General features: G+C 32.6%; 20 protein-coding genes. 4 read left to right on the top strand and 16 right to left on the bottom strand.

Annotated elements, in window-relative coordinates; all coding sequences use genetic code 11:
* Window positions 1-255: 255 nt before the first annotated feature.
* On the top strand, window positions 256-1722 hold the full coding sequence (locus ACFSC2_RS15930) for an APC family permease (protein ID WP_379814387.1): 1467 nt from the start codon (window positions 256-258) through the stop codon (window positions 1720-1722).
* 51 nt (window positions 1723-1773) lie between these two features.
* Here the strand turns inward: ACFSC2_RS15930 and ACFSC2_RS15925 are convergent, their stop codons facing one another.
* From ACFSC2_RS15925 to ACFSC2_RS15910, 4 genes are all read right to left on the bottom strand, one after another.
* Window positions 1774-2001 carry a PspC domain-containing protein gene (locus ACFSC2_RS15925; protein ID WP_379814388.1) on the bottom strand — a complete coding sequence of 76 codons (228 nt, stop codon included), beginning with the start codon at window positions 1999-2001 and terminating at the stop codon, window positions 1774-1776.
* 50 nt (window positions 2002-2051) lie between these two features.
* Window positions 2052-3320, bottom strand: a complete 1269-nt coding sequence (locus ACFSC2_RS15920; protein WP_379814389.1) for a DUF2851 family protein — start codon at window positions 3318-3320, stop codon at window positions 2052-2054.
* 194 nt (window positions 3321-3514) lie between these two features.
* Complete coding sequence (locus tag ACFSC2_RS15915; protein WP_379814390.1) at window positions 3515-4876, bottom strand: pyridoxal-phosphate dependent enzyme; 1362 nt, start codon at window positions 4874-4876, stop codon at window positions 3515-3517.
* A 42-nt stretch (window positions 4877-4918) separates the two neighbouring features.
* Window positions 4919-6883: a putative porin gene (locus ACFSC2_RS15910; protein ID WP_379814391.1), complete on the bottom strand. Its 1965-nt coding sequence runs from the start codon at window positions 6881-6883 to the stop codon at window positions 4919-4921.
* Between the two features lie 344 nt (window positions 6884-7227).
* Between ACFSC2_RS15910 and ACFSC2_RS15905 the strand changes: the two genes are divergently transcribed.
* Window positions 7228-7896 carry a ribonuclease HII gene (locus ACFSC2_RS15905; RefSeq protein ID WP_379814392.1) on the top strand — a complete coding sequence of 223 codons (669 nt, stop codon included), beginning with the start codon at window positions 7228-7230 and terminating at the stop codon, window positions 7894-7896.
* Between the two features lie 90 nt (window positions 7897-7986).
* Here ACFSC2_RS15905 and ACFSC2_RS15900 read toward each other — a convergent pair whose 3' ends face one another.
* The 5 genes from ACFSC2_RS15900 to ACFSC2_RS15880 form a co-directional block, all read right to left on the bottom strand.
* On the bottom strand, window positions 7987-9567 hold the full coding sequence (locus tag ACFSC2_RS15900; RefSeq protein ID WP_379814393.1) for a RagB/SusD family nutrient uptake outer membrane protein: 1581 nt from the start codon (window positions 9565-9567) through the stop codon (window positions 7987-7989).
* Window positions 9568-9576: 9 nt separating this feature from the next.
* Entirely contained in the window at window positions 9577-12681 is a 3105-nt protein-coding gene (locus ACFSC2_RS15895; protein WP_379814394.1) for a SusC/RagA family TonB-linked outer membrane protein, read from the bottom strand.
* A gap of 698 nt (window positions 12682-13379) precedes the next feature.
* Entirely contained in the window at window positions 13380-14078 is a 699-nt protein-coding gene (gene lipB / locus ACFSC2_RS15890) for a lipoyl(octanoyl) transferase LipB (RefSeq protein ID WP_379814395.1), read from the bottom strand.
* Window positions 14079-14083: 5 nt separating this feature from the next.
* On the bottom strand, window positions 14084-14836 hold the full coding sequence (locus ACFSC2_RS15885) for a hypothetical protein (protein ID WP_379814397.1): 753 nt from the start codon (window positions 14834-14836) through the stop codon (window positions 14084-14086).
* Between the two features lie 101 nt (window positions 14837-14937).
* Window positions 14938-15669, bottom strand: coding sequence for a hypothetical protein (locus ACFSC2_RS15880; protein WP_379814398.1), 732 nt, complete (start codon window positions 15667-15669; stop codon window positions 14938-14940).
* Window positions 15670-15990: 321 nt separating this feature from the next.
* Between ACFSC2_RS15880 and lysS the strand changes: the two genes are divergently transcribed.
* Window positions 15991-17694 carry a lysine--tRNA ligase gene (gene lysS / locus ACFSC2_RS15875; RefSeq protein ID WP_379814399.1) on the top strand — a complete coding sequence of 568 codons (1704 nt, stop codon included), beginning with the start codon at window positions 15991-15993 and terminating at the stop codon, window positions 17692-17694.
* A gap of 98 nt (window positions 17695-17792) precedes the next feature.
* Here lysS and ACFSC2_RS15870 read toward each other — a convergent pair whose 3' ends face one another.
* Together ACFSC2_RS15870 and ACFSC2_RS15865 are read right to left on the bottom strand one after the other, a co-directional pair.
* Complete coding sequence (locus ACFSC2_RS15870; protein ID WP_379814400.1) at window positions 17793-18392, bottom strand: hypothetical protein; 600 nt, start codon at window positions 18390-18392, stop codon at window positions 17793-17795.
* Window positions 18393-18464: 72 nt separating this feature from the next.
* Window positions 18465-19490 carry a 2-hydroxyacid dehydrogenase gene (locus tag ACFSC2_RS15865; RefSeq protein ID WP_379814401.1) on the bottom strand — a complete coding sequence of 342 codons (1026 nt, stop codon included), beginning with the start codon at window positions 19488-19490 and terminating at the stop codon, window positions 18465-18467.
* A gap of 189 nt (window positions 19491-19679) precedes the next feature.
* Between ACFSC2_RS15865 and ACFSC2_RS15860 the strand changes: the two genes are divergently transcribed.
* Window positions 19680-20081: a hypothetical protein gene (locus ACFSC2_RS15860; RefSeq protein ID WP_379814402.1), complete on the top strand. Its 402-nt coding sequence runs from the start codon at window positions 19680-19682 to the stop codon at window positions 20079-20081.
* A 38-nt stretch (window positions 20082-20119) separates the two neighbouring features.
* Here ACFSC2_RS15860 and ACFSC2_RS15855 read toward each other — a convergent pair whose 3' ends face one another.
* The 5 genes from ACFSC2_RS15855 to ACFSC2_RS15835 all read right to left on the bottom strand — a co-directional run bounded on the left by ACFSC2_RS15855 (window position 20120) and on the right by ACFSC2_RS15835 (window position 26271).
* The gene (locus ACFSC2_RS15855) at window positions 20120-22594 is read right to left on the bottom strand and encodes a zinc-dependent metalloprotease (protein WP_379814403.1); all 2475 of its coding nucleotides are present in this window, start codon (window positions 22592-22594) and stop codon (window positions 20120-20122) included.
* Window positions 22595-22761: 167 nt separating this feature from the next.
* Entirely contained in the window at window positions 22762-24048 is a 1287-nt protein-coding gene (hemL, locus tag ACFSC2_RS15850; protein ID WP_379814404.1) for a glutamate-1-semialdehyde 2,1-aminomutase, read from the bottom strand.
* An 87-nt stretch (window positions 24049-24135) separates the two neighbouring features.
* Complete coding sequence (locus ACFSC2_RS15845) at window positions 24136-25038, bottom strand: glucosaminidase domain-containing protein (protein ID WP_379814405.1); 903 nt, start codon at window positions 25036-25038, stop codon at window positions 24136-24138.
* Window positions 25031-25939, bottom strand: a complete 909-nt coding sequence (locus ACFSC2_RS15840) for a 1-aminocyclopropane-1-carboxylate deaminase/D-cysteine desulfhydrase (protein WP_379814407.1) — start codon at window positions 25937-25939, stop codon at window positions 25031-25033. The genes ACFSC2_RS15845 and ACFSC2_RS15840 overlap by 8 nt, the downstream gene beginning before the upstream one ends.
* Window positions 25936-26271, bottom strand: a complete 336-nt coding sequence (locus ACFSC2_RS15835; protein ID WP_379814408.1) for a hypothetical protein — start codon at window positions 26269-26271, stop codon at window positions 25936-25938. The genes ACFSC2_RS15840 and ACFSC2_RS15835 overlap by 4 nt, the downstream gene beginning before the upstream one ends.
* Window positions 26272-26385 lie beyond the last annotated feature (114 nt).

Genomic DNA, 26385 nt, shown 5'->3' with positions numbered 1-26385 from the left:
TTTATTAAATACTTATGAATAACTAAAAAACGCTAAATTTATTAAGAATTATATTAAAAATACGTGCTATTTTGAAAATTATTTAATCCATTAAGAAAGTATAATTAATTTAATGATATTCAGTACTTAAAGAAAATTTACTGAGGGTCTTATATTTTTTTTCAATGTTTTATAACTTAAAAATAAATATTTGTTTTTATTTTTTATAAAAAACGATACATTTGGAGCTTAATAACAATAAACCAATATTATAGTATGTCAATAATGAGAGTTAAACCAATATCTGCTTTTGAAGCCGATATGAAGAAAAGTGATTTAAAGAGGGTTTTAGGAAAATGGAGCCTTACTGCGATCGGAGTTGGTGCCATTATCGGTGGTGGAATTTTTGTACTTACCGGAACTGGAGCATATTATCACGCTGGTCCAGCATTAGCAATTTCGTTCATTATTGCAGGTATTGCCTGTGTATTTGCAGCGCTTTGTTATTCTGAATTTGCTTCAATCTTACCTGTTGAAGGATCTGCTTATGCTTATGCTTATGGTACAATTGGAGAAATTTTTGCTTGGATAATTGGCTGGGGACTTATTCTCGAATATGCAATGGGATCTATGACTGTCGCCGTTTCTTGGTCTGGTTACTTCAATAAATTACTCAAAATATTTGGTGTTCATCTCCCTGATTGGCTTACAACCGATCCTGCAAGTTATACTGGAGAAGGTTTTTCTATGAATCTTCCAGCATTTTTAATTGTTCTTTTAGTTATTTCATTACTTATTAAAGGAACAAAAAGTGCTGCAAAAGCTAATAACGCTATCGTAATTCTTAAAGTTTCTGCTGTAATCTTCGTAATTGTAGCTGGACTTTTCTTCATTAATACAGCAAACTGGTCTCCATTTATCCCAGACGCTACTCAGATCATTGAAAAAGAAACTACTCATAATGCTTACGGAATCGGAGGTATTATCTCTGGAGCTGCAGCTATTTTCTTTGCATATGTTGGTTTTGATGCTGTTTCTACTCAAGCTGGAGAAGCAATCAACCCGAAAAAAGATGTTCCTTTTGCTATTATTGCTTCATTATTAATCTGTACAAGTTTATATATTCTTGTTTCTTTGGTATTGACAGGAATGATGAATTATCAAGATTTTAACCCGCTAGGAAAATATCCTGAAGCGATCAAAGCTCCTGTAGCTTACGCTTTTGATATTGCTGGACAAGGATGGGCAGGATCTATCATTACTGTAGCTGCTACTATTGGTTTGGTTTCTGTATTAATGGTAATGATTATGGGACAATCTAGAATTTTCTTAGGAATGTCTAAAGACGGATTAATTCCTCCTGTTTTCTCTAAAGTAAATCCTGTTTCTGGAACTCCAAAAACAAACTTAATGATCTTGGGAGCAATTATTGCCACAGTTGCTGCTTTTACACCTATTAACAAATTAGCAGATATGACAAGTTTTGGAACTTTATTTGCTTTTACAATGGTTTGTATCGCTGTTTGGATCTTAAGAGTAAAACAACCTGGATTAAACAGAACATTTAAAGTTCCTGCACTTCCTGTTATTGCTGTATTAGGAATTGCAATTAATACTTACCTTATTATTAACTTGAGTATCGATGCTCAATTATTGTCGCTAGGATGGCTTGCTATTGGTATTCTTGTTTATTTTGGATACAGTAAAAAGAGATCTAAACTTAATAACAGAATCGACGAATAAAAAATACTATTTTATAAAAAAAATGCTCCAATTTATTTTGGAGCATTTTTTTTATAAATCAAAGACAGAGGTTCTTTTTGATCTGACTAAATCTTTAAGTCTTATCCAAAATGCTAAAGTTAGATATACTCCAAATCCTAAGCCGGCAGTTACAAAAGAAATATAAATAAAGAACAACCGCACGCTTGTTACACGCATACCAAGCTTATCTGCTAATCTAGATGATACATGAAAACCGTATTTTTCAAAAAAGAATTTTAATCTTAAGATTGCTGACATTATTAAGTTTTTTCGAGTTTGGAACAAAAATACAAAATCTCAAGCAAACTTTATCCTTTGAGTAAATTCATTCCAATTGCACACTTCAAACAGCTTTTTTTATTACAATATTCATTCTTAAGTTCTAGGAGAGATTGTGATTCAAAAGCATTTTCTGATGAAATGCCAAAAGATTCAAATTTATCCAAAATGGCATTTTTTTCTGAACCAACTCCCATCATAAATGAAATTAAATTTTCGGAAATAGATTCTCCAATCCTATTCGAATAAGCAAATTGTATCGGAATTATCGTATTGATAATGATTAAATCTAAAAAAGATTTGGACAAAAACTTTGATTTAAAAGAACTCTCTTTATCAAATTGATAATGTGTCTGCCAATAAGAACTCGCCGAGATTTTAATTAAATCATAAACCGATTGAGCAGAGTTTAAACGAATCATCTTAGAAAATAGATTCTGCTGCGAGTGATATAAATTTGCTAATTGAGAAAGTCTAATAGTTGGAAAATTGTCCGGTCGATGCTTAAAGAATTCAACCGCATCAACATGTGATTGTGAAATCTTATATTTATCTATCAAATAATAGTAGCGGATTTTTAAATCAATACAGTAAACATCTTCATAGTCCTTTTCTAATAAACCTGCTGTGCCTAATAATAAAGCTTCCAGATTTTCAATCTCAAAACTTTCTTTTCTTATCACAGAAAAAGGAATTGCCTTAGCGATTTGCAAAAAAGAATTTCCATTTGTATTTAAACCAAAATTCTTAGCCAACAGGCAGAAAAGAACCGCTTCCCAATCATTATTTAAATCTAAAAGAAGCTCATTGACAAATTGTGACTTTCTTACTAATCGTTCAAAAAATAATCTTTCCTGCCAGTTTTTAAAAATAAAATCATCTATCTGAGAAAGTTCTTTTTCGCAGAAAATCCAAGATTTGGTTTCATACAAAGAATTATACGACGCAATAATCTCTTCTGAAACGTAATCTTTTAATACTAAAACCGGTATCTCTGTATTATTCATTCGAAATATAGTCGAATCATTTTCCCAAACTACATGTAGAATTACATTTTCGTAAGCTTTATCATTTTCATGAAAATGACTATACCAATCTGAAGCTCTACTGTGAATCTCAACATTTCCTGCCCATTTTTGTTCACCAATTATCATTTGTGCATTAAAAAAATCTGGTCCCGATAGCTCTAAATAATCTCCAGTTTTTATAATAACTATTTGTTCGTTCTGAGTTGTTCTTAAATTTGTTGTATCAAATTTTTTAAATCTCCAGAGATAATGAATAAAATCTTCTCTCATTGCTGTAGGCTTTTATACTTTTAAAAAAATAAAAATACAAAATAATTTAAATAAAATCCTACAATTTTTATTTTAATGAAAATGATTTTATACAATTAAAAAATCAATACTAAATTAAAATTAGACATAAAAAAAACCATAAATGAACTTTAATGAAGAACAATTATGGTTTAGTAAGAATCTATTTTGAATCGTTATTTTATCGATCCAATGATATCATATTTAGTAATTATATGATGATGTCCGTTTTGCAAATCAACCAACACAGCATCATTTTCTTTTGTAAAAAGTTTAGAGACTTCTTCTATTGGCGTTCCTAATTTCACAATTGGAAAAGGTTTCCCCATTACTTCTTTAATTGGTTTCTCGGCCACATTTTTATCCGCAACATAACTTCTAAATAAATCAGTTTCGTCAACAGAACCAACAAAGCCATTAATGTCAACAACTGGAATCTGTGAGATTTTGTATTTTCTCATTCTTTCAATAGCATGCGAAACCAACTCTTCAGTTCTTACCACAATTAATTCTTTATCAATATGGTCTTTAATAACATCTTCTGCTTTTGTTACGTTTTCTTCTAAAAATCCACGTTCACGCATCCAGTCGTCGTTAAACATTTTTCCAACATATCGGCTTCCCGAATCGTGAAAAAGTACCACAACTACATCATCCGGTTTAAAATGTTCTTTTAACTGTAATAATCCTTTAATACATGCACCAGCAGAATTTCCAACAAAAATTGCTTCTTCCAAAGCTATCTTTCTAGTGTATACGGCTGCGTCTTTATCAGTTACTTTAGTAAAACCATCAATAAGCGAGAAATCAACATTTTTTGGTAAAATATCTTCTCCAATTCCTTCAGTAATGTAAGAGTAGATTTCGTTTTCATCAAAAATACCTGTTTCATGATATTTTTTAAAAACGGAACCATAAGTATCAATTCCCCAAATTTTTATGTTCGGATTTTTTTCTTTTAGATATTTTCCAACACCAGAGATTGTTCCTCCAGTTCCAACTCCAACAACGAAATGGGTAATTTTTCCGTCTGTCTGTTTCCAGATTTCTGGGCCAGTTTGTTCATAATGTGCCAATGAATTCGACAAATTATCATATTGGTTAACATACCAAGAATTTGGTGTTTCTTCTGCTAAACGTTTAGAAACAGAATAATAAGATCTCGGATCTGTCGGTTCTACATCTGTCGGGCAGACTACAACTTTAGCTCCAACAGCACGAAGAATATCCATTTTTTCTTTAGACTGTTTGTCTGAGATCACACATATTAATTTGTATCCTTTAATAATAGCAACCAAAGCCAAGCCCATTCCTGTATTTCCAGAAGTTCCTTCTATAATTGTTCCCCCAGGTTTTAATCTTCCATCAGCCTCTGCATCTTCAATCATTTTTACAGCCATTCTGTCTTTTACAGAATTCCCCGGATTAAAAGTTTCGACTTTTGCCAATACCAGCGCATCAATTTCTGCAACAATTTTATTGAGTTTTACCAAAGGTGTATTCCCAATTGTTTCTAAAATATTTTTTGAAAAGTCCATTTTTATTTAAATTTTGAATTTGGTTTAAAAGTATTATCGGTTTTATTGGAAGAAATTCCAAACCAAACCAAATCGAATTACAAAGTCACGATACGGATTACTAGGAGCAGAATAATAATTACTCTGCGAAAAAGCCGCGTTAAAATGTTCTGCTTTTAAATAGAATCGAGTCTGACGAATTCTCGCATTTACAAAGAAATCTAAGTTTGTATAACCTCCAATTTTCTTATCGGTCTGCACAAAAAATTCTGCTATAACAGGATTGTAGTTATCTCCGTAATATTTTGTAAAGTAATTAAAAGTAAATCCGGTTTGAATGTATAATGCTTTCTTGAAAAAATAAGTTGAATAATATAATGTGTTCCTAGTAACAAAATCTGGAACGTTTAATATTAAATCCGACTGATCTACTTTTTGATATAAAAGTGTATTGTCTAATGCAAATTTTCCAAATTTAAATTCTTTGTTCGCTTTTATTTCTAAATAATTAATTACGTTTCCGTATTGTGCCGGCTCAATAATTTGAATTAAACTATCTTTTTGAGTTGCTGTTGATTTGTCTCTAAAATATAAATGATCTTTTAAAACGCTATACTGTGCCTGTAAGTTTACCCAAGGAGTTAATATCTCCGCACTTAGTGAATTAATTTTTTCGTTTTTAAAACTTTTCGACCAATTATATTCTACCCAGCTGCTTTGGTATAAATTGTAATTATTGTTCGGCAGTTTATTAATGTTACGATATCTAAAATCGAATTTAATCTTGTCGTTTAGATTGTATCTTAATTTAGCATCTAAATCTGAAAGCGATTGATTTGTGATTGATCGAGAATATAAAAATCGTCCATTCCATTTATTTTTTTGATATTCGTATTGTGCACCAAAATTGTTTATCTGTAAATACAAATGATTTGGAATAATATGATCTGGATAAACAATTACACGATTGTATTCATAATTTGATCTGTAATCGTCTATAAAAAAATTAAATTTCCCTAACAATGAATTTTCATAAGCAAGTCCAACTCTATTGTATAATTTCTCAAATTTAGTCTGGTCATTTATACCGCTTGTTACATAAGAATCTCCAAAACGCTGCACTTGAACATTATCTACTGTAGACGTAACAGTTGGCTGTTTGTACTCAAAAAATTTATTCTCGTAATTCAATTGATGAGTTACATAAAGATTATTAGAAGCATTTCTAGGATTTACCCTGAAGGCATGATCGAAAAACAACCTTCTGCCTTTTAAAAAAGACTCTGCATCTGTCAAAAATACCTGCAATCTTTGTCTATTTTTATAATCTTTATTATCACTCTCAAAATCTTCGGGCGTTGTTATACCACCATTTTCCTCATTCAAAATGTCTTGATAGGTATAATGTGCATTAATTGCATATCTTTTATTTGTCGTTGCATAACTGGTTGTAAATCTAAAATTTCCAGCACTTACCAACTGATTAATATAATCTCCCTCAGATCTCAATCCTTTGTAAGCAATCGAAAAATTAAGATTTTTTGACACGTTCAAAGTGATAAAAGAATCTACATTTTGTCCTTTATTAATAGTAGTATTAAAAAATAATTCTGTTAACGGAGTTGCTGCCGAATAGTACCGAATTTCATCGGCTTCCATATAATTAAAATGTTTACCTCTAAAGCCAATTTCTGGATAAGGCGAAAAACTCGTCAAACTATATTGGAGGGTGTTGTAAGTCTGTCCAATATTTGAAAACGGCAAAAGTCCAAAGGTATCTTTTCTGAGATGGTTTTGCTTGTAAGCACTTTTTAAAGTTAATGATGTATCTACGTATGTAGTATCATGCTCCAATGTAATTATTTGATATTGATCGATTGTTGCAATCTTGGCTTTTTTCTTTTTAACAGTATCCGTTATACTGGAATATTTTGTATTCATATCTAAATTATTCTTAGATGTGTTTTTTTCTTGCGAAAACAATAAAGTTGGTACAACTAAAAGATATAGAAAAATGAATATTCTCATTTGATGGCTTTATATATAATTATTTCGATAAAATTTGTAGAGCAAAGGTAAAAGATAATCGCATATAAATAAAAAAGTATCTGTAAGTATTAACTTTTTTTTCAATACCTAATTATTAGGCAAATCAAACAAGCTAATTAAAAACAACTAAAGTCGTAAAATTTAACTTTTGATCAACGCGTTAGTTTCTTTATTTAAACAGTTATTAGAAAAATTTATTATCAAAAATTAGGAAAAAAAACCGTCATAAAACAAGTTAAAAATACATAACATAATCCTTAATAATATTCATTTGAATAATTTGTAAAATAAATGGGATATTTGTCATTCAAAAAAACACTAAAATGCTATTATCAAATTTTTCAGGTTTTGTTTTAGAATCAGGAACAGACGAGGCTGGACGTGGATGTCTCGCAGGTCCTGTGACTGCCGCCGCAGTAATTCTTCCTCATGATTTTACACATGAATTCCTCAATGATAGTAAACAATTATCTGAGAAAACAAGATTTTTATTAAAACCAATTATAGAAGAACAAGCACTAACACATGCCGTTACACATCTTTATCCAGATGAAATTGACGAAATAAATATTCTTAACGCTTCTATGAAAGGAATGCAGGAATGCATTTTAAAATTAAGCCATACTCCCGAATTCATTATTGTAGATGGAAATAGATCGCTGAATTCTAAACTAGGTTTAAAAAGCCATTTTGGAAAACAATTTTCTTTAGAAGAAATAGATATCTTAAAATCGATTCCACATCAAAGTATTATAAAAGGAGATTCTAAGTTTTTGAGCATTGCCGCTGCGTCTATTCTAGCTAAAACTTATCGTGATGAATACATGGATATGATTCACGAAGAGTTTCCGATGTATAATTGGAAGAAAAATAAAGGTTACCCAACAGTAGAACATAGAGAAGCGATAAAAAAATACGGCACTACAAAATACCATCGCATGAGCTTTAGATTACTGCCTGAGCAGTTAAAACTTGATTTTTTGGATTTATAACTTTTCCTTCTTTTTTTTTAATTCCATAAAAAAACAAAAAACCCTCAATCAAATGATTGAGGGTTTAAATAAATCAAAATTTTTATTTTATTACCAACCAGTATTTTGTCCTAAACCTGGGTTAGTATTCATTTCTAACTGTGGTAATGGCCATAAAAATCTACGGTCACTTCCAGGGATTGCAGCAATAGGAGTAGCAATAACATAACTATTACCTAATACGAATGCATCAACAGCAGGTGTAGCGTTAGCAACTTTTGCAGGAATTCCATCAATTGGAGCTAAATCGTCCCCTTGTAATCTATGGATATCAGACCATCTGCGTCCTTCTTGCAAGAACTCAATTCTTCTTTCTTTCAAAATAGCAGCAACCATACTAGCTTGTGTAGTAAATGAAGCAGCAGTATAAGCCTGAGTACCTGGAGAAGCAAGAGATCTATTTCTTACAGAGTTTAACAAAGTTAATGCTGCAGGTAAATTCGCAACAGATAAACGAGCTTGAGCTTCTGCCATGTTTAATACAACCTCAGCATATCTGATAACTGGAGCAGCATCTGTTCTGTTAGTCACATCATAATACTTGTTAGTATATTTAATTCCAGCTGCTGTATAGATAAATTTTCCATCTTCTCTGCGTTTATCATCAGCTAACCATTGTGGATCTCTCCAAAGAATTGGACTGATACAAACCAAAGCTCTATCTTTTAATATTGGAGCCAAAGCACCATTTACAGTAGGGTTAGATACTGCAGAATGTTGAATAGAAAAAATAGACTCAGTATTACTTGGAGCAGTAGTAGCCGTACTAACAAATGGAGCATAAGGATCTGTAGTTAATGCAAAAGCACCGTTTAATTTAGCACCTTCAACAAGCACATTTGCCCAATCTCTTTTTTGTAAATAAACTCTAGTTTTAAAAGCAATTGCAGCCCATTTAGAAGCTTTTCCAACAACTTTTCCAGAAAGAGCAGTACCACTTCCAGTAGTAATCAAAGCTTCAGCATCATTTAAGTCTGCGATAACTTTATTATAAACTTCAGCAACAGTATTTCTAGGTTTCCCAGCTTCAGTTGCTAATTCTGCTGATGTATTAATACCAACTTCTCTGTAAGGTAAACCAGGATGCGTTGCACCAGCAGTAAAGTTATATGGTCTAGCAAAATAGTTAAGTAATTCAAAATGCGTGATTGCTCTTAAAAATTTAGCTTGTCCAATATAATCATCTCCAACTGCTTTAGTAATAATACCTTTAGCAACTGCTTCGTTTGTACCTTCAATCATAAGATTACATCTGTTGATTAATCTGTAACCATCTATCCAGTAGTAAACGTTGTTAGCAGTTGTCGCATCATAAGTTGCTCTATAAGTAAACTCATAAAAAGTCGCCATGTTTACAACATCTTCTCCTCTGGCTTCACCTTGTTCAACAAAGGCAGCACCCCAAATATAACCTCTACCTCCGTTTGGGCTTGTTGGAACTGCATTATATTGTCCAACTGCAGCAGCATTATAAACACCGTTCATATAAGCTGCGATGTATGCTGGAGTAGTAAAAGCATCAGTATCCAAAATATTGTTTATTGGTTTTAAATCCAATACCTTTTCCTCTGTACATGAGCTCATCCCGAGTACAGCTACAGAAAGTATGATTGTTTTAATTAAATTTTTCATATGTTTTTATTATAAACTTACATTTATTCCCATTGATACTACTTTAGAACGCGGAGTACCATTAATATCTACTCCAGAAGTTTCCATTTCAGGGTTAAGACCTTTATAATCTGATATTAACCAGATGTTTTGTCCTTGAACAAAAACTCTAAAGTTATCAACTCCAATTTTTTCCATAAGAGATTTTGGCAATGTATAACCTAAGCTGATATTATCAAGTGAAATAAAATCACCTTTTTCAACGAAACGAGAAGTAGCAGCTCCTGTCAGGTTTGTAGAAGAGTTAGTTCCAGCATATAATCTTGGTGTCCATCCGTCTCCAGGATTATCAACACTTTGCCATCTTCCTAAAACCTCTGTTCCGTTATTGTTAAAGTTTGTATTCAATAATTCTCTTCTCGTAGAGTTGAAAATTTTATTTCCTCCACTAAATCTAAACATGAAACCTAAATCAAAATTTTTGTATTTCATATTAGATGTAAACGAACCATAATACGTAGGAAGAGTATTTCCTAAAACTACTTTATCAGCATTACCTAATGTTGCAGCAGCACCAATTACAGTTGGATTATTAGGATCAAAAACTGCTAAACCTGTCCCAGGTAAAACACTTTGAACTAAACTTCCGTCAGCTTTGTAATAAACTGGGTTTCCATTTGCTTTGTTAACTCCCCAATATCTATATCCATATAAAGAGTTAATAGATTCTCCTTCTCTGATGATAATATTTGGAGCAATATTTGTATCCGTAGAAGAACCACCAATAATATCTTGCCCGTTAACAATACCTGTTACTACGTTTTTAGTAAGCGTTAAATTAGATGCAACATCCCAAGAGAAGTTTGCAGTATTTATAGCTTTGAAGCTTACAGCAAATTCATAACCTTGGTTATACATTTTACCAATGTTTGAGTTGATAAAGTTATTTGGAATACCTAAAGATGGTGCAACAGGAGCCTGTAAAACTAACCCATCAATATCGTTTTTATAGTAATCAAATGCTAAAGTCAAACGGTTATTGAAGAAACCGAAATCTACACCAAAGTCAACTTTGTTACTAGTTTCCCATTGTAAGGTTTCATTACCAAATTGATAGTAACCAATACCGTTCAAGTTACCGTAAGGAGAACCAATCATAAGTCCTTTTGAAGGATAAGCTGATCCGTTCAATATCTCAACGTTACCAACTTCAGAATAAGAACCTCTTAATTTGAAATCAGAAACTACATCACTAATTCCTTCCATGAAGCTTTCTTTAGAAACTGTCCAACCAGCAGAAACCCCAGGGAAGTTATGGTATCTTACATCATTTTCGAATTGAGAAATTCCATCACGTCTGATAGACCCTTGAATAAAATATTTCTCTTTGTAGTTGTATGTAAAACGTCCTAAATAAGAAATAATTCCTTTTTCACTTGCACTACCTCCAGAATCTTTAGTAGCATAAGTACCATTCACTAAATTTTCATCATAGAAATCACTCAAAAGATCACTTCCTTGTCCCCAGAATATTTTAGTTTTTGACTTTTGGTATTCCGCAACACCTGTTAATCCAATATTATGGTCTTCAGCAAAAGTATGTTTATAGTTTAAAATATTTTGCCAGTTCCATCTCATAAGATTTGTATTATCTTGGTATAAAATACCATTAGAACCACGACCATCACCATGAACTGGATTCCAATATTGTAAACCATCTGTACTAGCGTTATCTGCACTTACTTGTAATTTATAACTTAAATCAGAAGTAATTTTCGCATTAGCAAATGCACTTGCAATAATTCTAGTTGTAGTTGATTGGTATTTGTTATGATCCAAGATATACATAATATTTGTAATGTTATCTCCAACAACAGCATTGTTATCCCATTGTCCAACATTTGCATTATTAGCAGAAAGATTGTATCCAGTTGGATCTGCCGGATCATAGATAGGGGTATTTGGCAACTGTCTGATTGTATTGAAAATATTTCCAGATAGACCACTTGCATTACTGTTTAAACCGTTGTATTCAGTTCTACTTACCGCTAAGTTTGTTCCAACACTCAACCATTTATTAACATCTTGATCAATGTTTGCTCTAATAGAATATTTTTTCATGCTATTAGCCAAGTTGATACCGTCCATATCAGAAAGACCTAAAGACAAATAGTATTTAGTTTTTTCTGAACCTCCGCTGAAGTTAAGATTATGCGTCATTTGAGCTGCATTTCTCAAAACTGCAGACTGCCAGTCTGTATTGAAAGTATTTCCAACTGCCCAAGGAGCAGCGCCGATATTCGCTCTTTTCTCGTTAGAAATTGTAATAAAATCAGGAGTTTGTAATAAATCATATTTTTTAGCTGCACTAGCAACACCAAAAACACTTGAATAACTTACTTTTAGAGTACCTTTTTTACCACTTTTTGTAGTAATCAAGATTACACCATTTGCAGCTCTAGAACCATAAATAGCCGTCGCTGCACCATCTTTTAATACATCAAAAGATTCGATATCATCAGGATTAATATCAGCTAATCCGTTTGTTGAAGAAACACCTCCGATGTCACCAGAATAGATTGGAATACCATCTACTACGATTAATGGCTCTGTACTTCCAGAGATTGACCCTACACCTCTAATTCTAATTTTTGGAGCTGCTCCAATAAGACCAGTGTTTGTTAAAACCTGAACCCCAGTTGCTCTACCAGCTAAAACACCTTCGAAAGATGGAGTAACTAAGTTAGCAATCTCTTTTCCAGCAATTTTAGAAATAGATCCTGTAACCTCTTTTCTTTTCTGAACACCGTAACCTACTACAACTACTTCGTTCATTAATTGAGCTTCAGATTCTAATACTACACTAATAGAATTTGAAGTTCCAACAGTTACTTGTTTGTTTGTCATACCAACGTATGAGAAAACTAAAACATCTCCTGTTTTTGCTTTTACTGAATAACTACCGTCAAAATCAGTATGAGTCGAAGTTTTTGTTCCTTTAACAAGAACGTTAACTCCTGGAATAGCACCTGTCTTATCAGACACTGTACCAGTTACAGTTCTCTCTTGAGCGAAAGAAAACTGCATAGATAACGCTATAAATAGCGTAAAAATCCATTTAAATTTTAATTTCATTTTAATTTATTTTGAATTAGTAGATCGCAAACATCTTAATTATTTCTTAAAATAACAAACATTTTTCAATATAAAAGTTGTAATTCTTTAATAGCTCTTTAACACTTGATTAATAAATTGTAATTTTTTATCATTAAAAAAACACATTTCGTAAAAATCAAGCTCTTTTTTTGTTTTACCGCAATCCTAAGCATTAACAGGGCTTTAACTTAAAAATACCTTAAATTATCTACTATCCAAAAACACCGCATCCAATTTATCATAATTTCAAAATAAAGCACTTAAATTAAATTATTCGCAAAATAAAAGATTAAAACACAACGAATTCAACATATAATCTATTTCAAAAATCAAAATGCCTTTTTTTTTTCAAAGCACTCTAAAATTAAACAAAAATGCTCTTTTTTACAGTATTTATGGTACTAAATCAATGATTTGGCTGTAAAATTTACTAAGTATTTTACGAATAAATTTTATAAAAAAAGCTGATAACTATATTTTACAGAAAAAAAACACCAAAAAAAAGACAATAATTTCGAAACTTTAGCGTTTGGCAACGTCAAAAAACGACGGTGATTAGTACATTTCAGCCCAACTTTACTTTTTTTGGATAAATTATTAATTGAAATAAAAAACAAAAAGCTGAAAAAACTATTAATAGTCTTTTCAGCTTTTCATTTATATATATGTTTTCTAAATTACAAAATTTCTGCTTCTAATAATCTAGATAAATGTTTTAATATTTTAGTTTTTACTTCATTTTCATCGACTTTCTCTACTCCAAGCTCTACGTTTAATGAAGTAACTCCTTTACCGCGAATTCCACACGGAATGATATTGTCAAAATATCCAAGATCGACATTTACATTCAACGCAAAGCCATGCATAGTAACCCATCTTGAAGCACGAACCCCCATTGCGCATATTTTACGAGCAAATGGAGTTCCAACGTCCAGCCAAACTCCTGTTTCACCTTCGCTTCGACCAGATTTTAAACCATACTCATCTAATGTGAGAATAATCGATTCTTCGAGAAATCGTAAATACTTATGGATATCGGTAAAGAAATTTTCTAAATCAAGAATTGGATAACCTACAATTTGTCCCGGTCCATGATAAGTAATATCTCCTCCTCTATTTATTTTATAAAATGTCGCACCTTTTGCCTCTAGTTGTTTTTCGTTAAGCAGGAGATTTTCAAAATCACCGCTTTTACCTAAAGTATATACATGCGGATGTTCTACAAATAAAAGATAGTTGGGCGTTTCTAATTCAAGTTCCTCTCTTCTGTTTTTTATTTTTAAATCGACTATGTCTTTAAAAAGCTCTTCTTGATAATCCCAAGTCTCTTTATAATCTTTGCTTCCTAAATCTTGGAGCTTAATTTTTTTGTTCATTGCAATTATTTTTCAAACTCAACTTCAAAGTTAAGTTTGTCTGGATTCTCCATATAATCCGTAAAAGTATATTGTAGGGTCATTGTTTTTCGATCGTCGCTGAATAAGGCATTCGGATTCGAAACTTTCTTTATTTTTTTCGGAAAATGATATTTGACTATATAATTAGACGAAGCCCACATCATTTTGGACATATCAGCTCCTGAGTCTTTTTTCTTCTCTGCCAATTTCTGCTGGTCGATAACTGCTTTACGAATAAATTTCTTTCCATCGTATTTATAACTCAGTTTACTGCTATTATCTCCAAAGCCACTTCCAAGCGGATTTGCACTTGCACCGCCTTCTAATTTTTGCAAAGTACTTGCTGTTTGCAAAATATCTTGCAACTCGTTGACATTTTTAAAATCGGTTCCCATTGTCAAAAGGAATTGTTTTTTCTCTGAACTCATTTTTGTGGTTACAACGAAGTTTTCGAGTTTTTTAATTTCTTTTTGTGCTTCTGGTGACAACTTCGCAATACTATCTTTTTTATCTGCAAAAATTTGTTTGAAAGTAAAAGTAGAATCGATGTCTTTTTTGGCAGATGCTCCCATTTGGTTTCCGATTTGATCGCCTGCCATTTCCATCAAAGCAGAACCGTCCATATCTACAGAAAATTTTCCAGTTCCGTTTTCGTTGATTGTAATGTTTTCAGTAAAAGTACAGCTTGTTAACGAGGCTAATAAAAAAGAAAAACTTAATAGTTTGAATAATTTCATCTTTGTATAATTTTCATCAAAGATACGAAGACTATTTTTATTTTTAAGGTGCCGAGATACTAAGGTTCTGAGAACGTAAGTTTATCTTAAAACTTTTAAACTTAATCCTTATCTAAAATCACTTCTAAATTTGTGTCTTCAGGATTTTTCAAACAATCTGCTAATTTGAATTGAAAGGTAAGTGATTTTTTATCTGCACTGATAGAAGCTTGTGCATTAGAAACTGATTTTATTTTTCTTGGAAAATGATATTTTAAGATATACGACTGCATCAAATTTGAAGAACCATATTTTGCTAGGAATTTCTCTGAATCGTCTTTTGCTTTTTCAAGTTCGGCTGTACTTATAATTGAAACAGAACGTTTGAAAATTGTACCATCAAAATCATATGCTATTTTGAAATAATGATTTTCTGCCGTTAAAGCATAATTGTGCTGAATATCCGACGCATAATCTTCTGTTTTATACAAATCAGGAATATCTGAAACTTTATTAAAATGGAGAGAAAAAACAGTTCTAAATTCTTTTTCATAAGAACTTCGTTTTATATGAGCTTTGACATCAGCATATTTTTGAAACAACTCCTTTTCGTCTGGTTTGTATTTTAGAAAATTTTCATTGTATTTATGTATATAATCTTTGAAGACATATGTGGTATCCTGAAAAACATTTTCTTTAGAATATTCTTCTCCCGCCAATTGCATATAACTATTTTCGTATCTAAACTGCTCTACTTCTATAGTACCGCTTCCGTCTCGATTTATAATGATGGTTTCTGTCACTTGACAACTTACGAAAAAGATTAGGGATAGAAAGGCGAATATAAATTTCATTTTTTAAGACACTACGTTTTTTAGAGGCTAATATATTATTTTTTTTAGTTCATTTCTTACAATTTATTTTTTCTTTACAAGCATAAAAATGGAATTAACACCCCCAACCTAAAAGTCTTTTAAAAACAAAAACGTCTAATCTAGCCCCGATGGGAGCGGTATCCTTTTTCTGGCCTCTTTAGACAGAAAAAGATACAAGCGGACAGCGGGACTGAAGGTGATTGAAAAACAATAAATTGGTGCTTCAAAAAATCTAAAAACTGCATTCTAAATTCTACATTCTTTTTTTTATCTTTGCACACTTAAAAAATAGAGCACAAAATGGCATTATCAGAACAAGAAATCATTAGAAGAGAAAAACTTCAAAACTTACGCAACTTAGGGATCAACCCTTATCCAGCAAATCTTTTTCCTGTAGATCATACATCAAAGCAGATAAAGGAAACTTTTGAAGAGGGCAAGAAGGTTATCGTTGCGGGACGTTTAATGAGTGTTCGAGATCAAGGTAAAGCTTGTTTTGCTGAGTTACAAGACAGCGAAGGACGTATTCAATTGTATGTGACTCGTGATGTTTTGTGTGAAGGTGACGATAAAACCTTATACAATACTGTTTTCAAAAAATTAACCGATTTGGGAGATTTTATTGGTATTGAAGGAGAATTGTTTACTACTCAAGTTGGTGCACAATGTATTCGTGTAAAAGGTTTTACTTTCTTAAGTAAAACATTGCGTCCGCTTCCACTGCCTAGAGTTGATACCGATGGAAATGTACACGATGCTTTTAAAGATGCTGAATTGCGTTACAGAATGCGTTATGTAGATTTAACTGTAAATCCGCAGGTTAAAGAAACTTTTATTAAACGTACAAAGTTATTCAGCGCGATGCGTGGTTATTTTAACGATGCTGGATATTTGGAAGTTGATACTCCTGTCTTACAGTCAATTCCTGGTGGAGCTTCTGCACGTCCGTTTATTACGCACCATAATTCGCTTGATATTCCGCTTTACATGCGTATTGCGAATGAATTGTATTTAAAAAGATTAATTGTTGGTGGATTTGAAGGTGTTTATGAGTTCTCTAGAAACTTCCGTAACGAAGGAATGGACAGAACCCATAATCCTGAATTTACTGCAATGGAAATATATGTAGCTTACAAAGACTACAACTGGATGATGGAGTTTGCTGAAGGTTTATTAGAGCATTGTGCGATTGCCGTAAATGGAACCAGTGAAGTTACTTTTGGCGAGCACAAAATCAACTTTAAAGCGCCTTACGCTCGTGTTACAATGACCGATTCTATCAAACATTTTACCGGTTTTGATATTTCTGGAAAAACAGAACAAGAATTGTTTGAAGCAGCACGTGGAATGGGAATCGAGGTTGACGAAACAATGGGTAAAGGAAAACTGATTGATGAGATTTTTGGAGCAAAATGTGAAGGAAATTATATTCAGCCAACTTTCATTACTGATTATCCTAAAGAAATGTCGCCGCTTTGTAAAGAGCACCGCGATAATCCAGATTTGACGGAGCGTTTTGAATTAATGGTTTGCGGAAAAGAAATCGCAAATGCGTATTCTGAATTGAATGACCCAATTGACCAAAGAGAGCGTTTTGAAGACCAAATGCGTTTGGCTGCAAAAGGTGATGATGAAGCTAACGGAATTATCGACGAAGATTTCTTAAGAGCTTTAGAATACGGTATGCCTCCAACTTCTGGAATGGGAATTGGAATGGATCGATTGATTATGTATTTGACAAATAACGCTTCTATTCAAGAAGTTTTATTGTTCCCACAAATGCGTCCTGAGAAAAAACAAGCTCAGATCGAATTGACTGAAGAAGAGAAAGTTATTGTTACTCTTTTAAAAGGAAACGAAAACAAAATGGATTTATCTCAACTTAAAGTTGCTGCAAACTTAAGCGGTAAAAAATGGGATGCTTCTATGAAAAACTTATCTAAACACGGTTTGACTAAAGTTGCTGTTGAAGGTGAGTTTAAGTTTGTTGAACTAGTAGGTTAAATTCCTTTAAAATTCCAATTTTGGAAATTTCAAATTCCAAAGTTCACTAATATTCAAACCCGACAGGTTTTAAAAACCTGTCGGGTTTATTATTTAATTTAAAATGAATATTTCTCCATTTTCTTCTCATAAATATCCAAAACCTTTTTGCTTTCTTTTGGAACTTCTCCTTTCCATTTTTCTTCTACCGAAGGATTTGATGGATATTTTCCGTTTTTCATTTTAACTAAATGATACAATCCATCGCTTTTCATTAAAAGATCATAAAATTTTTCCGTTGAAGTTGCAGCAATCAAAATTGGAAAATCAGTTACTGAAAATTTATTGATTAAACTTCCGTCGTTATTCAAAATAAAGCCTGAACAGCCTCCGCTTCCGCAGAAATAAGAGTTTGAGAAACCAACGAAATATTCGTCTTTTTTGTCATTATTTAAATCAAAAGCTTCATAAAAGAAAAAACGGTCCTCTTTCTTCAATGACGGCAAATCGTTCTTTAAAAGGACTAAAAGCTGCTCTCTAATCATTTTTACCGTTTCTATATCTTTTACTGGTTTAGAATTTAAATTTGCTGTTCCTGCAACCGTTTTAGATAAAGTATCAAGGGCAATTGTTTTTACAATATTTTCTTTTGTTTTTTGTTTATTTTGACATGAAAACAAAACCAAAATTGTTATTATAATTAGGTGTAAATATTTCATAACTCGTTATTTAAGTTTCATTAATTCCTTTTCATCCATTTAAGTTACAAAAAATATTCGAGAAAGCTTTTTCTAAACCAAAAGAGCTGCTTTATTTTCAATATCATTTTCTTCCAATAATGATTTTATATTATTAAAAGTCACTAATGCAATCTGAGTTAAAGCTTCATTCGTAAAAAATGCCTGATGCGCCGTTACCAAAACATTCGGAAAACTCATTAAACGCTGAATATTATCATCCTGAATAATATCTTCTGAAAGATCTCTAAAAAAGAGTTTTTCTTCCTGTTCGTAAACATCAATTCCTAAATAACCTATTTTTCCTTCTTTTAAACCATCAATAACTGATGAAGTTTCTATTAGTCCGCCACGACTCGTATTGATAATCATGACGTTCTCTTTCATAAACGAAATTGAGGTTGTATTGATGACATGTTTAGTTTGATCATTCAGCGGACAATGAAGCGAAATAATATCACTTGAATTGAATATTTCTTCTAAACCTACAAAAGAAACGCCATCTTTGATCATTTCATTGTTCGTAACGATATCATAAGCCAGAACTTTACAACCGAACCCTAAAGCTATTTTAGCGAAAGCTTTACCAATATTTCCAGTTCCGATGATTCCGATTGTCTTTCCAAATAAATCAAACCCCAATAATCCGTTCAAGGCAAAATTCTGTTCCCGAACTCTGTTGTAGGCTTTATGCGTTTTTCGGTTTAAAGTTAAAATCATTGCCATCGCATGTTCTGCAACTGCTTGTGGTGAATAAGCCGGAACACGACAGACTTTGATTCCGTATTTCTTTGCCGCTTCTAAATCGACATTATTAAAACCAGCACAACGTAAAGCGATTATTTTGATATTTTTTTCTCCTAATTGCTTAATAACCTGTTCGTTTACAATGTCATTTACAAAAACACAAACGATAGAAGCGTTTTCGATTAAAACCACCGTTTGTGGATTTAACTGCGTTTCGTAAAAATCAAGATTAAACTTAAACTCTTTGTTGTATTTATTAAAAAAAGTTCGATCATAAGGCTGTGTAGAAAAAAAAGCTATCTTATGACTTTCGAAAGAATTAATTGCACTCATAAGTTCTGTTTCTTGGTTCTAACTGATTGATAATCTAAAAATAAGCAAATATTTCGTACTTTTAAAACAACGAATCTAGTTTTAAGATATTCGTTTTCAAACTGTTAAATAATTTATAATTATTTAGCTTCGATTAAACCAATTAAATCTACAAAAGTCTAATTGATATAAACTTTAAAAAAAACTAAGATGAAAAAATTATTAATTGCTGCTTTGTTATTTGTTGGAATAGCAAGTTTTGCACAAGAAAAAAGAGAACGATTAACTCCTGAACAACGCAATGAAAAAAAATTGCAAAAATTAACTTCTGAATTAAGTTTAGACGCCAATCAACAAACGCAGGTAAAACAGCTGTTGGCAGAAAGAAGCGCTAAAGCAGAAAAATTTAAAGAAGCTCGAAAAGACCGAAAAGACAGCAATGTAAAACCTACTGCAGAAGAAAAAGCGGCTTTTAAAAAACAAATGGAAGATGAAGTTACTGCTAATGACGCAAAAATGAAATCAATCTTAAAACCAGATCAATATACCAAGTGGAAAACACTTCAGGAAGAGAAAAAGGAAAAGATGAAAGAACGAAAAGAAAAAATCTAATAACAAAAAAGAGGCTTTAAAAGCCTCTTTTTTTTGTTTTATTTTGGATTTAAGATTAAATCAATTCTTTTAATACAATCTTCGTAGTGATATTTGGTTTCTGCACTGCTTCCAAATGCTTTTGCTGCTGTGAGCGATTTTTTTAACGTGCTCAACTCTCCCCTGACTAAAGCTCTTAAATCAGATTGAGAAACATTGTAATAAGTTGTTGAACGATCATTTGGCTTTATCTCCTCTGTCGTTAAAAATGCCATTCTATCAATATAAGCTCGTTGTAAATTTCGTCTGTAAATAGTAACATTTGCAGGAGAATTTGCTTCTTTCCAGATTCCTTTTCTAAGGTCTTTAAAGAAATCTAAAGCCTTGTAAGTGTCTGCTCCTAAAATTTCGTTATCCATTAATCTGCCAATACGGCCTAAACTCATCAAATTATTTAATTGACGCACCTGAACATTTCTAAAACGCTCTGTATAACCCGAGTAATCAGTATTTTTCAATGTATTGATATTTACAATCCAAGTTGGCGAAGCAAATGCATTTGTTTGAAGCCAATTCATTGCTTCCAATTGTTTGGCTTTTGGCACTACTTCGTAAACATTCCCTTTTTGGTCTGGATTTCTTGTATTTTCATAAACCCCGCCTACGTTGTTTACGACATGTCCAACATAACGTCCCCAAACATCGAGCATCTCTTTATACAATTCATCTAAATCCTGATAATTGTTAGTAACATTACTTGTCCATTCACTTAAATGATCGGCAACAAACTCTAAGTTTTTTAAGCCGTAAGTACCTGCTTTCATCGAGTTATTTCCAATATCTTCTGTTTGTGAAGAAGGATCAAAACTACTGCTTTGTTTTCCGAATCTATAAATCGGATTTCCGGCTTTTTCAAGAATCCATTTGTCGAGTGTCTTTCTCTCGTCTTCAGGAGTTTTTGAATTCGGAATTACTCTATATCCCCAATTCAAAGCGTAATGATCATAAGCACCCATTTTTCGAATAAAACGAATATTTTGATCTCCAGGCTGTGCAATATAATTGTAACGGGCATAATCCATTATACTGGCAGCAATTCCGTTTTCTTGAGTAAAGGCACCGTTTCTGTAACTTTCAACATCAAAGGCACAGCTTGCTCCCATATTATGAGGAAATCCTAAAGCATGTCCAACTTCGTGGGCAATTACCATACGCATCATTTCTCCCATTTCCTCATCGCTGGTTTGTAAAGTTCTCGCCGAAGGATTGGCCGCTCCAGTTTCAAGCAAATAACGGTTTCTATACGAACGTAAATGATTGTGATACCAAATAACATCACTCTCTATAATTTCTCCTGTTCTCGGGTCCGAAACGCTTGGTCCAACTGCATTTCTTGTTGTGCTTGCTACATAACGAATTACTGAGTAACGAATATCTTCTGGACTAAAATCTGGATCTTCTTCTTTTGTTGGTGCGTCTTTTGCAATAATTGCGTTTTTAAAACCTGCCGTTTCAAAAGGTTTCTGCCATTCTTCTACCCCTTGTTTGATGTATTTTCTAAGTTTTTCTGGTGTCGCTGGATCTAGATAATAAACGATTGGTTTTACGGGCTCTACCAATTCTCCTCTCTTATACGCTTCTGGATCTTTTGGTTCTAATCTCCAGCGTCTGATATAAGTTTTAAGATCAGATTTTAATTCATTGCTTCCGTAATCATATTGACTAACCGTAAACCAACCCACTCTCGGATCTGCAATTCTAGGCTTCATCGGAACTTCTGGAAGCAAAATCATAGATTGATTCATCTGAATGCTAATTGTTTCTGTATCTTCAAGCATTGAAGGTTTTGAGGCATTATAAGTCATATCCTGAATGACTTCAATGTTCATTGGAAAACTTTTAATCGTATTGATAAAACTCCTAGAATCGTCGAGCCCTTTTACTTTATAAGTTTCGCGCATTTCTGCGGAAATTCCACTGATAGCCTTAACATCTGTGCTGTAAAATTTAGTTACATCAATTACCGTATTCGCAGAATCTTTACTAAATGCCACAATATCAAAAGCGAATAAAGTGGGTTCGTAGTTATTCGACTTTACAGAAATACTAATCGGAAGTGAATCATTAGCAACAGCATTAAATGATTTTGATTTAATTAAAATTTTATCTTGAAAACGCTGCCATACAATTAATTGCTCATTGGTTTCAGAACCTGCATTTACATATCCTCCGCCTAAATTAGAAGGAAGTTTTGCAATTCGGCTCACCAAAAGCATGTCCTTGTTTAAGTATTTATTTGGAATTTCGAAATAGTATTTTTTATCTACTTTATGAACCGTAAAAAGTCCATCGTCAGATACAGCATCTTTGGTAATTACTTTATTATAATCTTTAATAGAAGATTCTGTTTTTTTCTCTGCAGGAGCAACAGCAGTTTCTCCTTTTTTATTTTTATCTTTTTTGGATTGTGCAAATTCGTTTACAGGAAATAATGTAAAAGCCATTGTTGCAGCAAAAATGTAAAATTTCTTCATTAATTATAGTTTGAATAGTAATATAATAACAAAAATAAATTTTATTCTAAATATATGCAGAAAAACCACTGTATTAACTTTTTGTTAACTACTCTGAAGAATTCAAAAAAAAGGTTCCGCTTAACAAAAGCGGAACCTTAAATTGAAAAACTTATTTTCTAAAAAATTTAAAAAGTTTTCGAAACTTTATCAATTGCATTAATTGTAAAGTCCAAATCTTCATATGTCAAAGCATCTGTAATAAACCATGTTTCGTATGCAGACGGCGCAATGTAAACACCTTCTTGCAACAATCCGTGGAAGAATTTTTTGAAAGTTTCATTATCTCCTTTTGCAGCCGTTTGAAAGTCGGTAACTGGATTTGCATCAAAGTGAACCGAAATCATAGAACCTACTCTATTGATTGTAAATACGACATTATTTGCTTTTAAAACTCTATCGATTCCAGCTTCTAAATAAGCTGTTTTTTCTTCTAAACGAGTAAAAATTTGGCTGTCAGAATCAAGTGCTTTCAACATTGCCAAACCTGCTGCCATTGCCAACGGATTTCCAGATAATGTTCCTGCCTGATAAACTGGACCAAGAGGTGCTAATTGATTCATGATTTCTTCGCGTGCCGCAAAAGCTCCAACTGGTAATCCGCCGCCGATAACTTTTCCGAAAGTCACAATATCTGCATCAATACCATATAATTCCTGAACACCACCGCGAGCTAAACGAAAGCCAGTCATTACCTCATCAAAAATCAATAAAATTCCATTTGTGGTACACAAATCTCTTAAACCTTGAAGGAAACCTTTTTGAGGAGGAATACAACCCATATTTCCAGCAACAGCTTCAATAATAATGGCCGCAATTTCGCCTTTATTCGCTTCAACTAATGTCTTTACATTTTCTAAATCATTGTATTTTGCTAACAAAGTATCTTTTGCAGTTCCTTCAGTAACCCCTGGACTGTTTGGCGAACCAAAAGTAACTGCACCACTTCCTGCTTGAATTAAAAATGAATCAGAATGTCCGTGATAACAGCCAGCAAATTTTACAATTTTATCTCTTTTTGTAAAGCCACGAGCCAAGCGAATCGCACTCATACATGCTTCTGTACCTGAATTTACAAATCGAATTTTATCAATATTTGGAACCATAGAAACAGCCAAAGCAGCTATTTCGGTTTCCAGTTCTGTCGGCATTCCAAATGAAGTTCCTAATTTCGCTTTTTCGATTACCGCATCAACAACTGGCTGATAGGCGTGACCCAAAACCATCGGTCCCCAAGAATTGATATAATCAATTAATTTATTTCCGTCTTCATCGTACAAATAAGCACCTTTGGCACTTTTAACAAAAATTGGAGTTCCTCCTACTGCTTTGAAAGCACGAACTGGTGAATTTACTCCTCCCGGAATAACTTTTTCTGCTTCAGCAAAAAGCTGGCTGCTTCTTTTATATAACATTTTTTATTTTAGATTTTGAGTTCAGATTTTAGATTATAAACTGAAAACTTATTTTAGATTTTTGATTAATTTCAACAGAAATGAAAACTATTTCACCCTTAACCTCTGGCCTATTGAAATAGCGTTATCAGTCAAATTATTTTTTTGTTTCAAATCATCAACGAGCAAATTGAATTTCTTTGAAATGGAATAAAGCGTATCTCCTTTTTGAACTTCATACAAATTTGGATCGTAAGAATTCATATTGATTTTAGGATCAGAATTCGCTACTGAAGTTGAACTTCTCGTTGGAGCCGTTTTGTTGATCGCAACATACGTTTTACCTGTAACCTGGCAATCGTATTGATGCAGATTATAACGCTCGATATAACTGATTAATTTATCTGGATAATTAGGATCGGTTGCGTAACCACAAGCTCTTAACCCTTTTGCCCAAGCTTTGTAATCGTCTTTTTCATACGTAAACAAAACTGCATATCTATTTTTCCCAACCAAAAACAAAGCGTGATCTCTATACGATTCTGATGCCTGAGGATATTTTCTAAAACATTCCTGAGCCGAATCATCGTCATGGCGAACACTTTCTCCCAGCCAGTCTTTATGGCATTTTATTCCGAAATGATTATTAGCTTCAACAGCTAAATCGCCACGTCCTGCACCCGATTCTAAAATTCCTTGAGCCAAAATAATACTCGCCGGAATTCCGTACGTTTTCATATTACCAACCGCAATTTCTTGGTATTGCAAAATATAATTATTGATTAAATCGCTTGTTACAACTGTTTTTGAAGTAGATTGGATAACCTCAGTTGTATTATTCGTTGATGGATGATTTTTAGCAGTTGGTTTACTGTAAGCCGGTTTTTTAGTTGCTGCAACTCTGGGTTTCTGTACAGCCGCCGCTTTTTTAGTCGTCGCGATTGCAGGCTTGCTCGAAGAACAGCTTGCCAAAGCCAATATTACGAGTAGTAATACAATTTTTTTAATCATTTGTTTTGAGTATTGGTAATTTCTTCTGCTTCAACTTTATATTCATTCCGTCAATTCCCTGCAATCCGCCTGTGTGAATGAGTAAAATTTTTGAATGTGCAGGAAAATAATTTTTGCCTATTAAATCTATAACGCCAAAAACCATCTTTCCTGTATAAATTGGATCTAAGGGCACTTTATTTTCTTCAAAAAAAGCATTAATAAATTCAATTAATTCTAAATTTATCTTGCCATAACCTCCAAAATGATAGTCAGAAATTAAATTCCAGTTATCTTTTTTTGCAAAAATACGAATTTCATCTTGTAAAAAGTCACCTTTTAACGCTGGAAAGCCCAAAATTTTCTGATTTTCCAACGAACTATTAATTAATCCCGAAATCGTGCCCCCTGTTCCAACTGCACAGCAAACATAATTAAAAAAAGAATCTTCGTCAGTCAAAATCTCTTCACAGCCTTTTACAGCCAGTTCGTTTGTACCGCCTTCGGGAACTAAATAAAAGTCTCCGAATTTCTTTTTTAGTTTTTCTATAAATGAAGTTTCACCCTTTAAACGATACTCTTCTCTCGAAACAAATTCAAACTGCATTCCATTTTCCTGAGCGAATTTCAAGGTTGGATTTTCTTCGATTTTATCAAAAAGTTCGTCTCCGCGAATGATTCCGATGGTCTTAAAACCTTGTTCTTTACCAGCAAAAGCAACAGCGGCAATATGATTAGAAAAAGCACCGCCAAAAGTCAGCAGCGTATTTTTATTTTCGGCTTTCGCCTGAAGTAAATTGTATTTTAGTTTCCTAAATTTATTTCCTGAAACAAACGGATGAATAAGATCTTCGCGCTTTATTGTCAGTGAAATATCATTCGGAAACTGAATATTTATAGGTTGATTAAAAACAGGATTCATTTTAATTTGATGTAATGTAAAAACTGGAAAAAAGATCGGTTTTTGAGATAATTTAAATCCATTTCTTTAGTGTAAGCTTCTCTTTCAAAACTAATATTTCGGTAAGCCAAAGCTCCATTTTTATATTGAATTAGACGGATTTGATATTCTAAAAAATACCAAATAAAAAACGGAATAACTAACATTTCAAGCTGTTGTCGTAAATGTATTTTTTCGTGATTAACAAAAACGGCATTTGTTTTATCTAAATCATATTTCATTAAAACAAACGGAAATACAGCCATTCCTCGATATCCTTTCGGAATTAAATATTTAGCAACAATAAGAAACATTGGCTGTAAAATTTATAAATTTGTAGCTATAGAATTGTTCGATTTCAATAAAATCATAATCAAATCTTTTTATTTTTGATTTTAGTTATTCGAAAAAGAACGTGAAGCAGATTT

Origin of the sequence: Flavobacterium artemisiae (genome assembly GCF_042678225.1) — a bacterium.
Lineage (GTDB): Bacteria > Bacteroidota > Bacteroidia > Flavobacteriales > Flavobacteriaceae > Flavobacterium > Flavobacterium artemisiae.
Note: the sequence above shows the minus strand (reverse complement) of the source record. Positions and strands in the feature narration are given on the sequence as shown.

Excerpts from the sequence above, each read along its gene's own strand:
- ACFSC2_RS15845 (WP_379814405.1), bottom strand. The coding sequence starts at position 25,038 with ATGATTAAAAAAATTGTATTACTACTCGTAATATTGGCTTTGGCAAGC.
- ACFSC2_RS15865 (WP_379814401.1), bottom strand. The coding sequence starts at position 19,490 with ATGAGTGCAATTAATTCTTTCGAAAGTCATAAGATAGCTTTTTTTTCT.
- ACFSC2_RS15895 (WP_379814394.1), bottom strand. The coding sequence starts at position 12,681 with ATGAAATTAAAATTTAAATGGATTTTTACGCTATTTATAGCGTTATCT.
- ACFSC2_RS15920 (WP_379814389.1), bottom strand. The coding sequence starts at position 3,320 with ATGAGAGAAGATTTTATTCATTATCTCTGGAGATTTAAAAAATTTGAT.
- hemL (WP_379814404.1), bottom strand. The coding sequence starts at position 24,048 with ATGTTATATAAAAGAAGCAGCCAGCTTTTTGCTGAAGCAGAAAAAGTT.
- ACFSC2_RS15925 (WP_379814388.1), bottom strand. The coding sequence starts at position 2,001 with ATGTCAGCAATCTTAAGATTAAAATTCTTTTTTGAAAAATACGGTTTT.
- ACFSC2_RS15905 (WP_379814392.1), top strand. The coding sequence starts at position 7,228 with ATGCTATTATCAAATTTTTCAGGTTTTGTTTTAGAATCAGGAACAGAC.
- ACFSC2_RS15900 (WP_379814393.1), bottom strand. The coding sequence starts at position 9,567 with ATGAAAAATTTAATTAAAACAATCATACTTTCTGTAGCTGTACTCGGG.
- lipB (WP_379814395.1), bottom strand. The coding sequence starts at position 14,078 with ATGAACAAAAAAATTAAGCTCCAAGATTTAGGAAGCAAAGATTATAAA.
- ACFSC2_RS15835 (WP_379814408.1), bottom strand. The coding sequence starts at position 26,271 with ATGTTTCTTATTGTTGCTAAATATTTAATTCCGAAAGGATATCGAGGA.
- ACFSC2_RS15840 (WP_379814407.1), bottom strand. The coding sequence starts at position 25,939 with ATGAATCCTGTTTTTAATCAACCTATAAATATTCAGTTTCCGAATGAT.
- ACFSC2_RS15910 (WP_379814391.1), bottom strand. The coding sequence starts at position 6,883 with ATGAGAATATTCATTTTTCTATATCTTTTAGTTGTACCAACTTTATTG.
- ACFSC2_RS15930 (WP_379814387.1), top strand. The coding sequence starts at position 256 with ATGTCAATAATGAGAGTTAAACCAATATCTGCTTTTGAAGCCGATATG.
- ACFSC2_RS15880 (WP_379814398.1), bottom strand. The coding sequence starts at position 15,669 with ATGAAATTTATATTCGCCTTTCTATCCCTAATCTTTTTCGTAAGTTGT.
- ACFSC2_RS15855 (WP_379814403.1), bottom strand. The coding sequence starts at position 22,594 with ATGAAGAAATTTTACATTTTTGCTGCAACAATGGCTTTTACATTATTT.
- lysS (WP_379814399.1), top strand. The coding sequence starts at position 15,991 with ATGGCATTATCAGAACAAGAAATCATTAGAAGAGAAAAACTTCAAAAC.
- ACFSC2_RS15915 (WP_379814390.1), bottom strand. The coding sequence starts at position 4,876 with ATGGACTTTTCAAAAAATATTTTAGAAACAATTGGGAATACACCTTTG.
- ACFSC2_RS15870 (WP_379814400.1), bottom strand. The coding sequence starts at position 18,392 with ATGAAATATTTACACCTAATTATAATAACAATTTTGGTTTTGTTTTCA.
- ACFSC2_RS15860 (WP_379814402.1), top strand. The coding sequence starts at position 19,680 with ATGAAAAAATTATTAATTGCTGCTTTGTTATTTGTTGGAATAGCAAGT.
- ACFSC2_RS15885 (WP_379814397.1), bottom strand. The coding sequence starts at position 14,836 with ATGAAATTATTCAAACTATTAAGTTTTTCTTTTTTATTAGCCTCGTTA.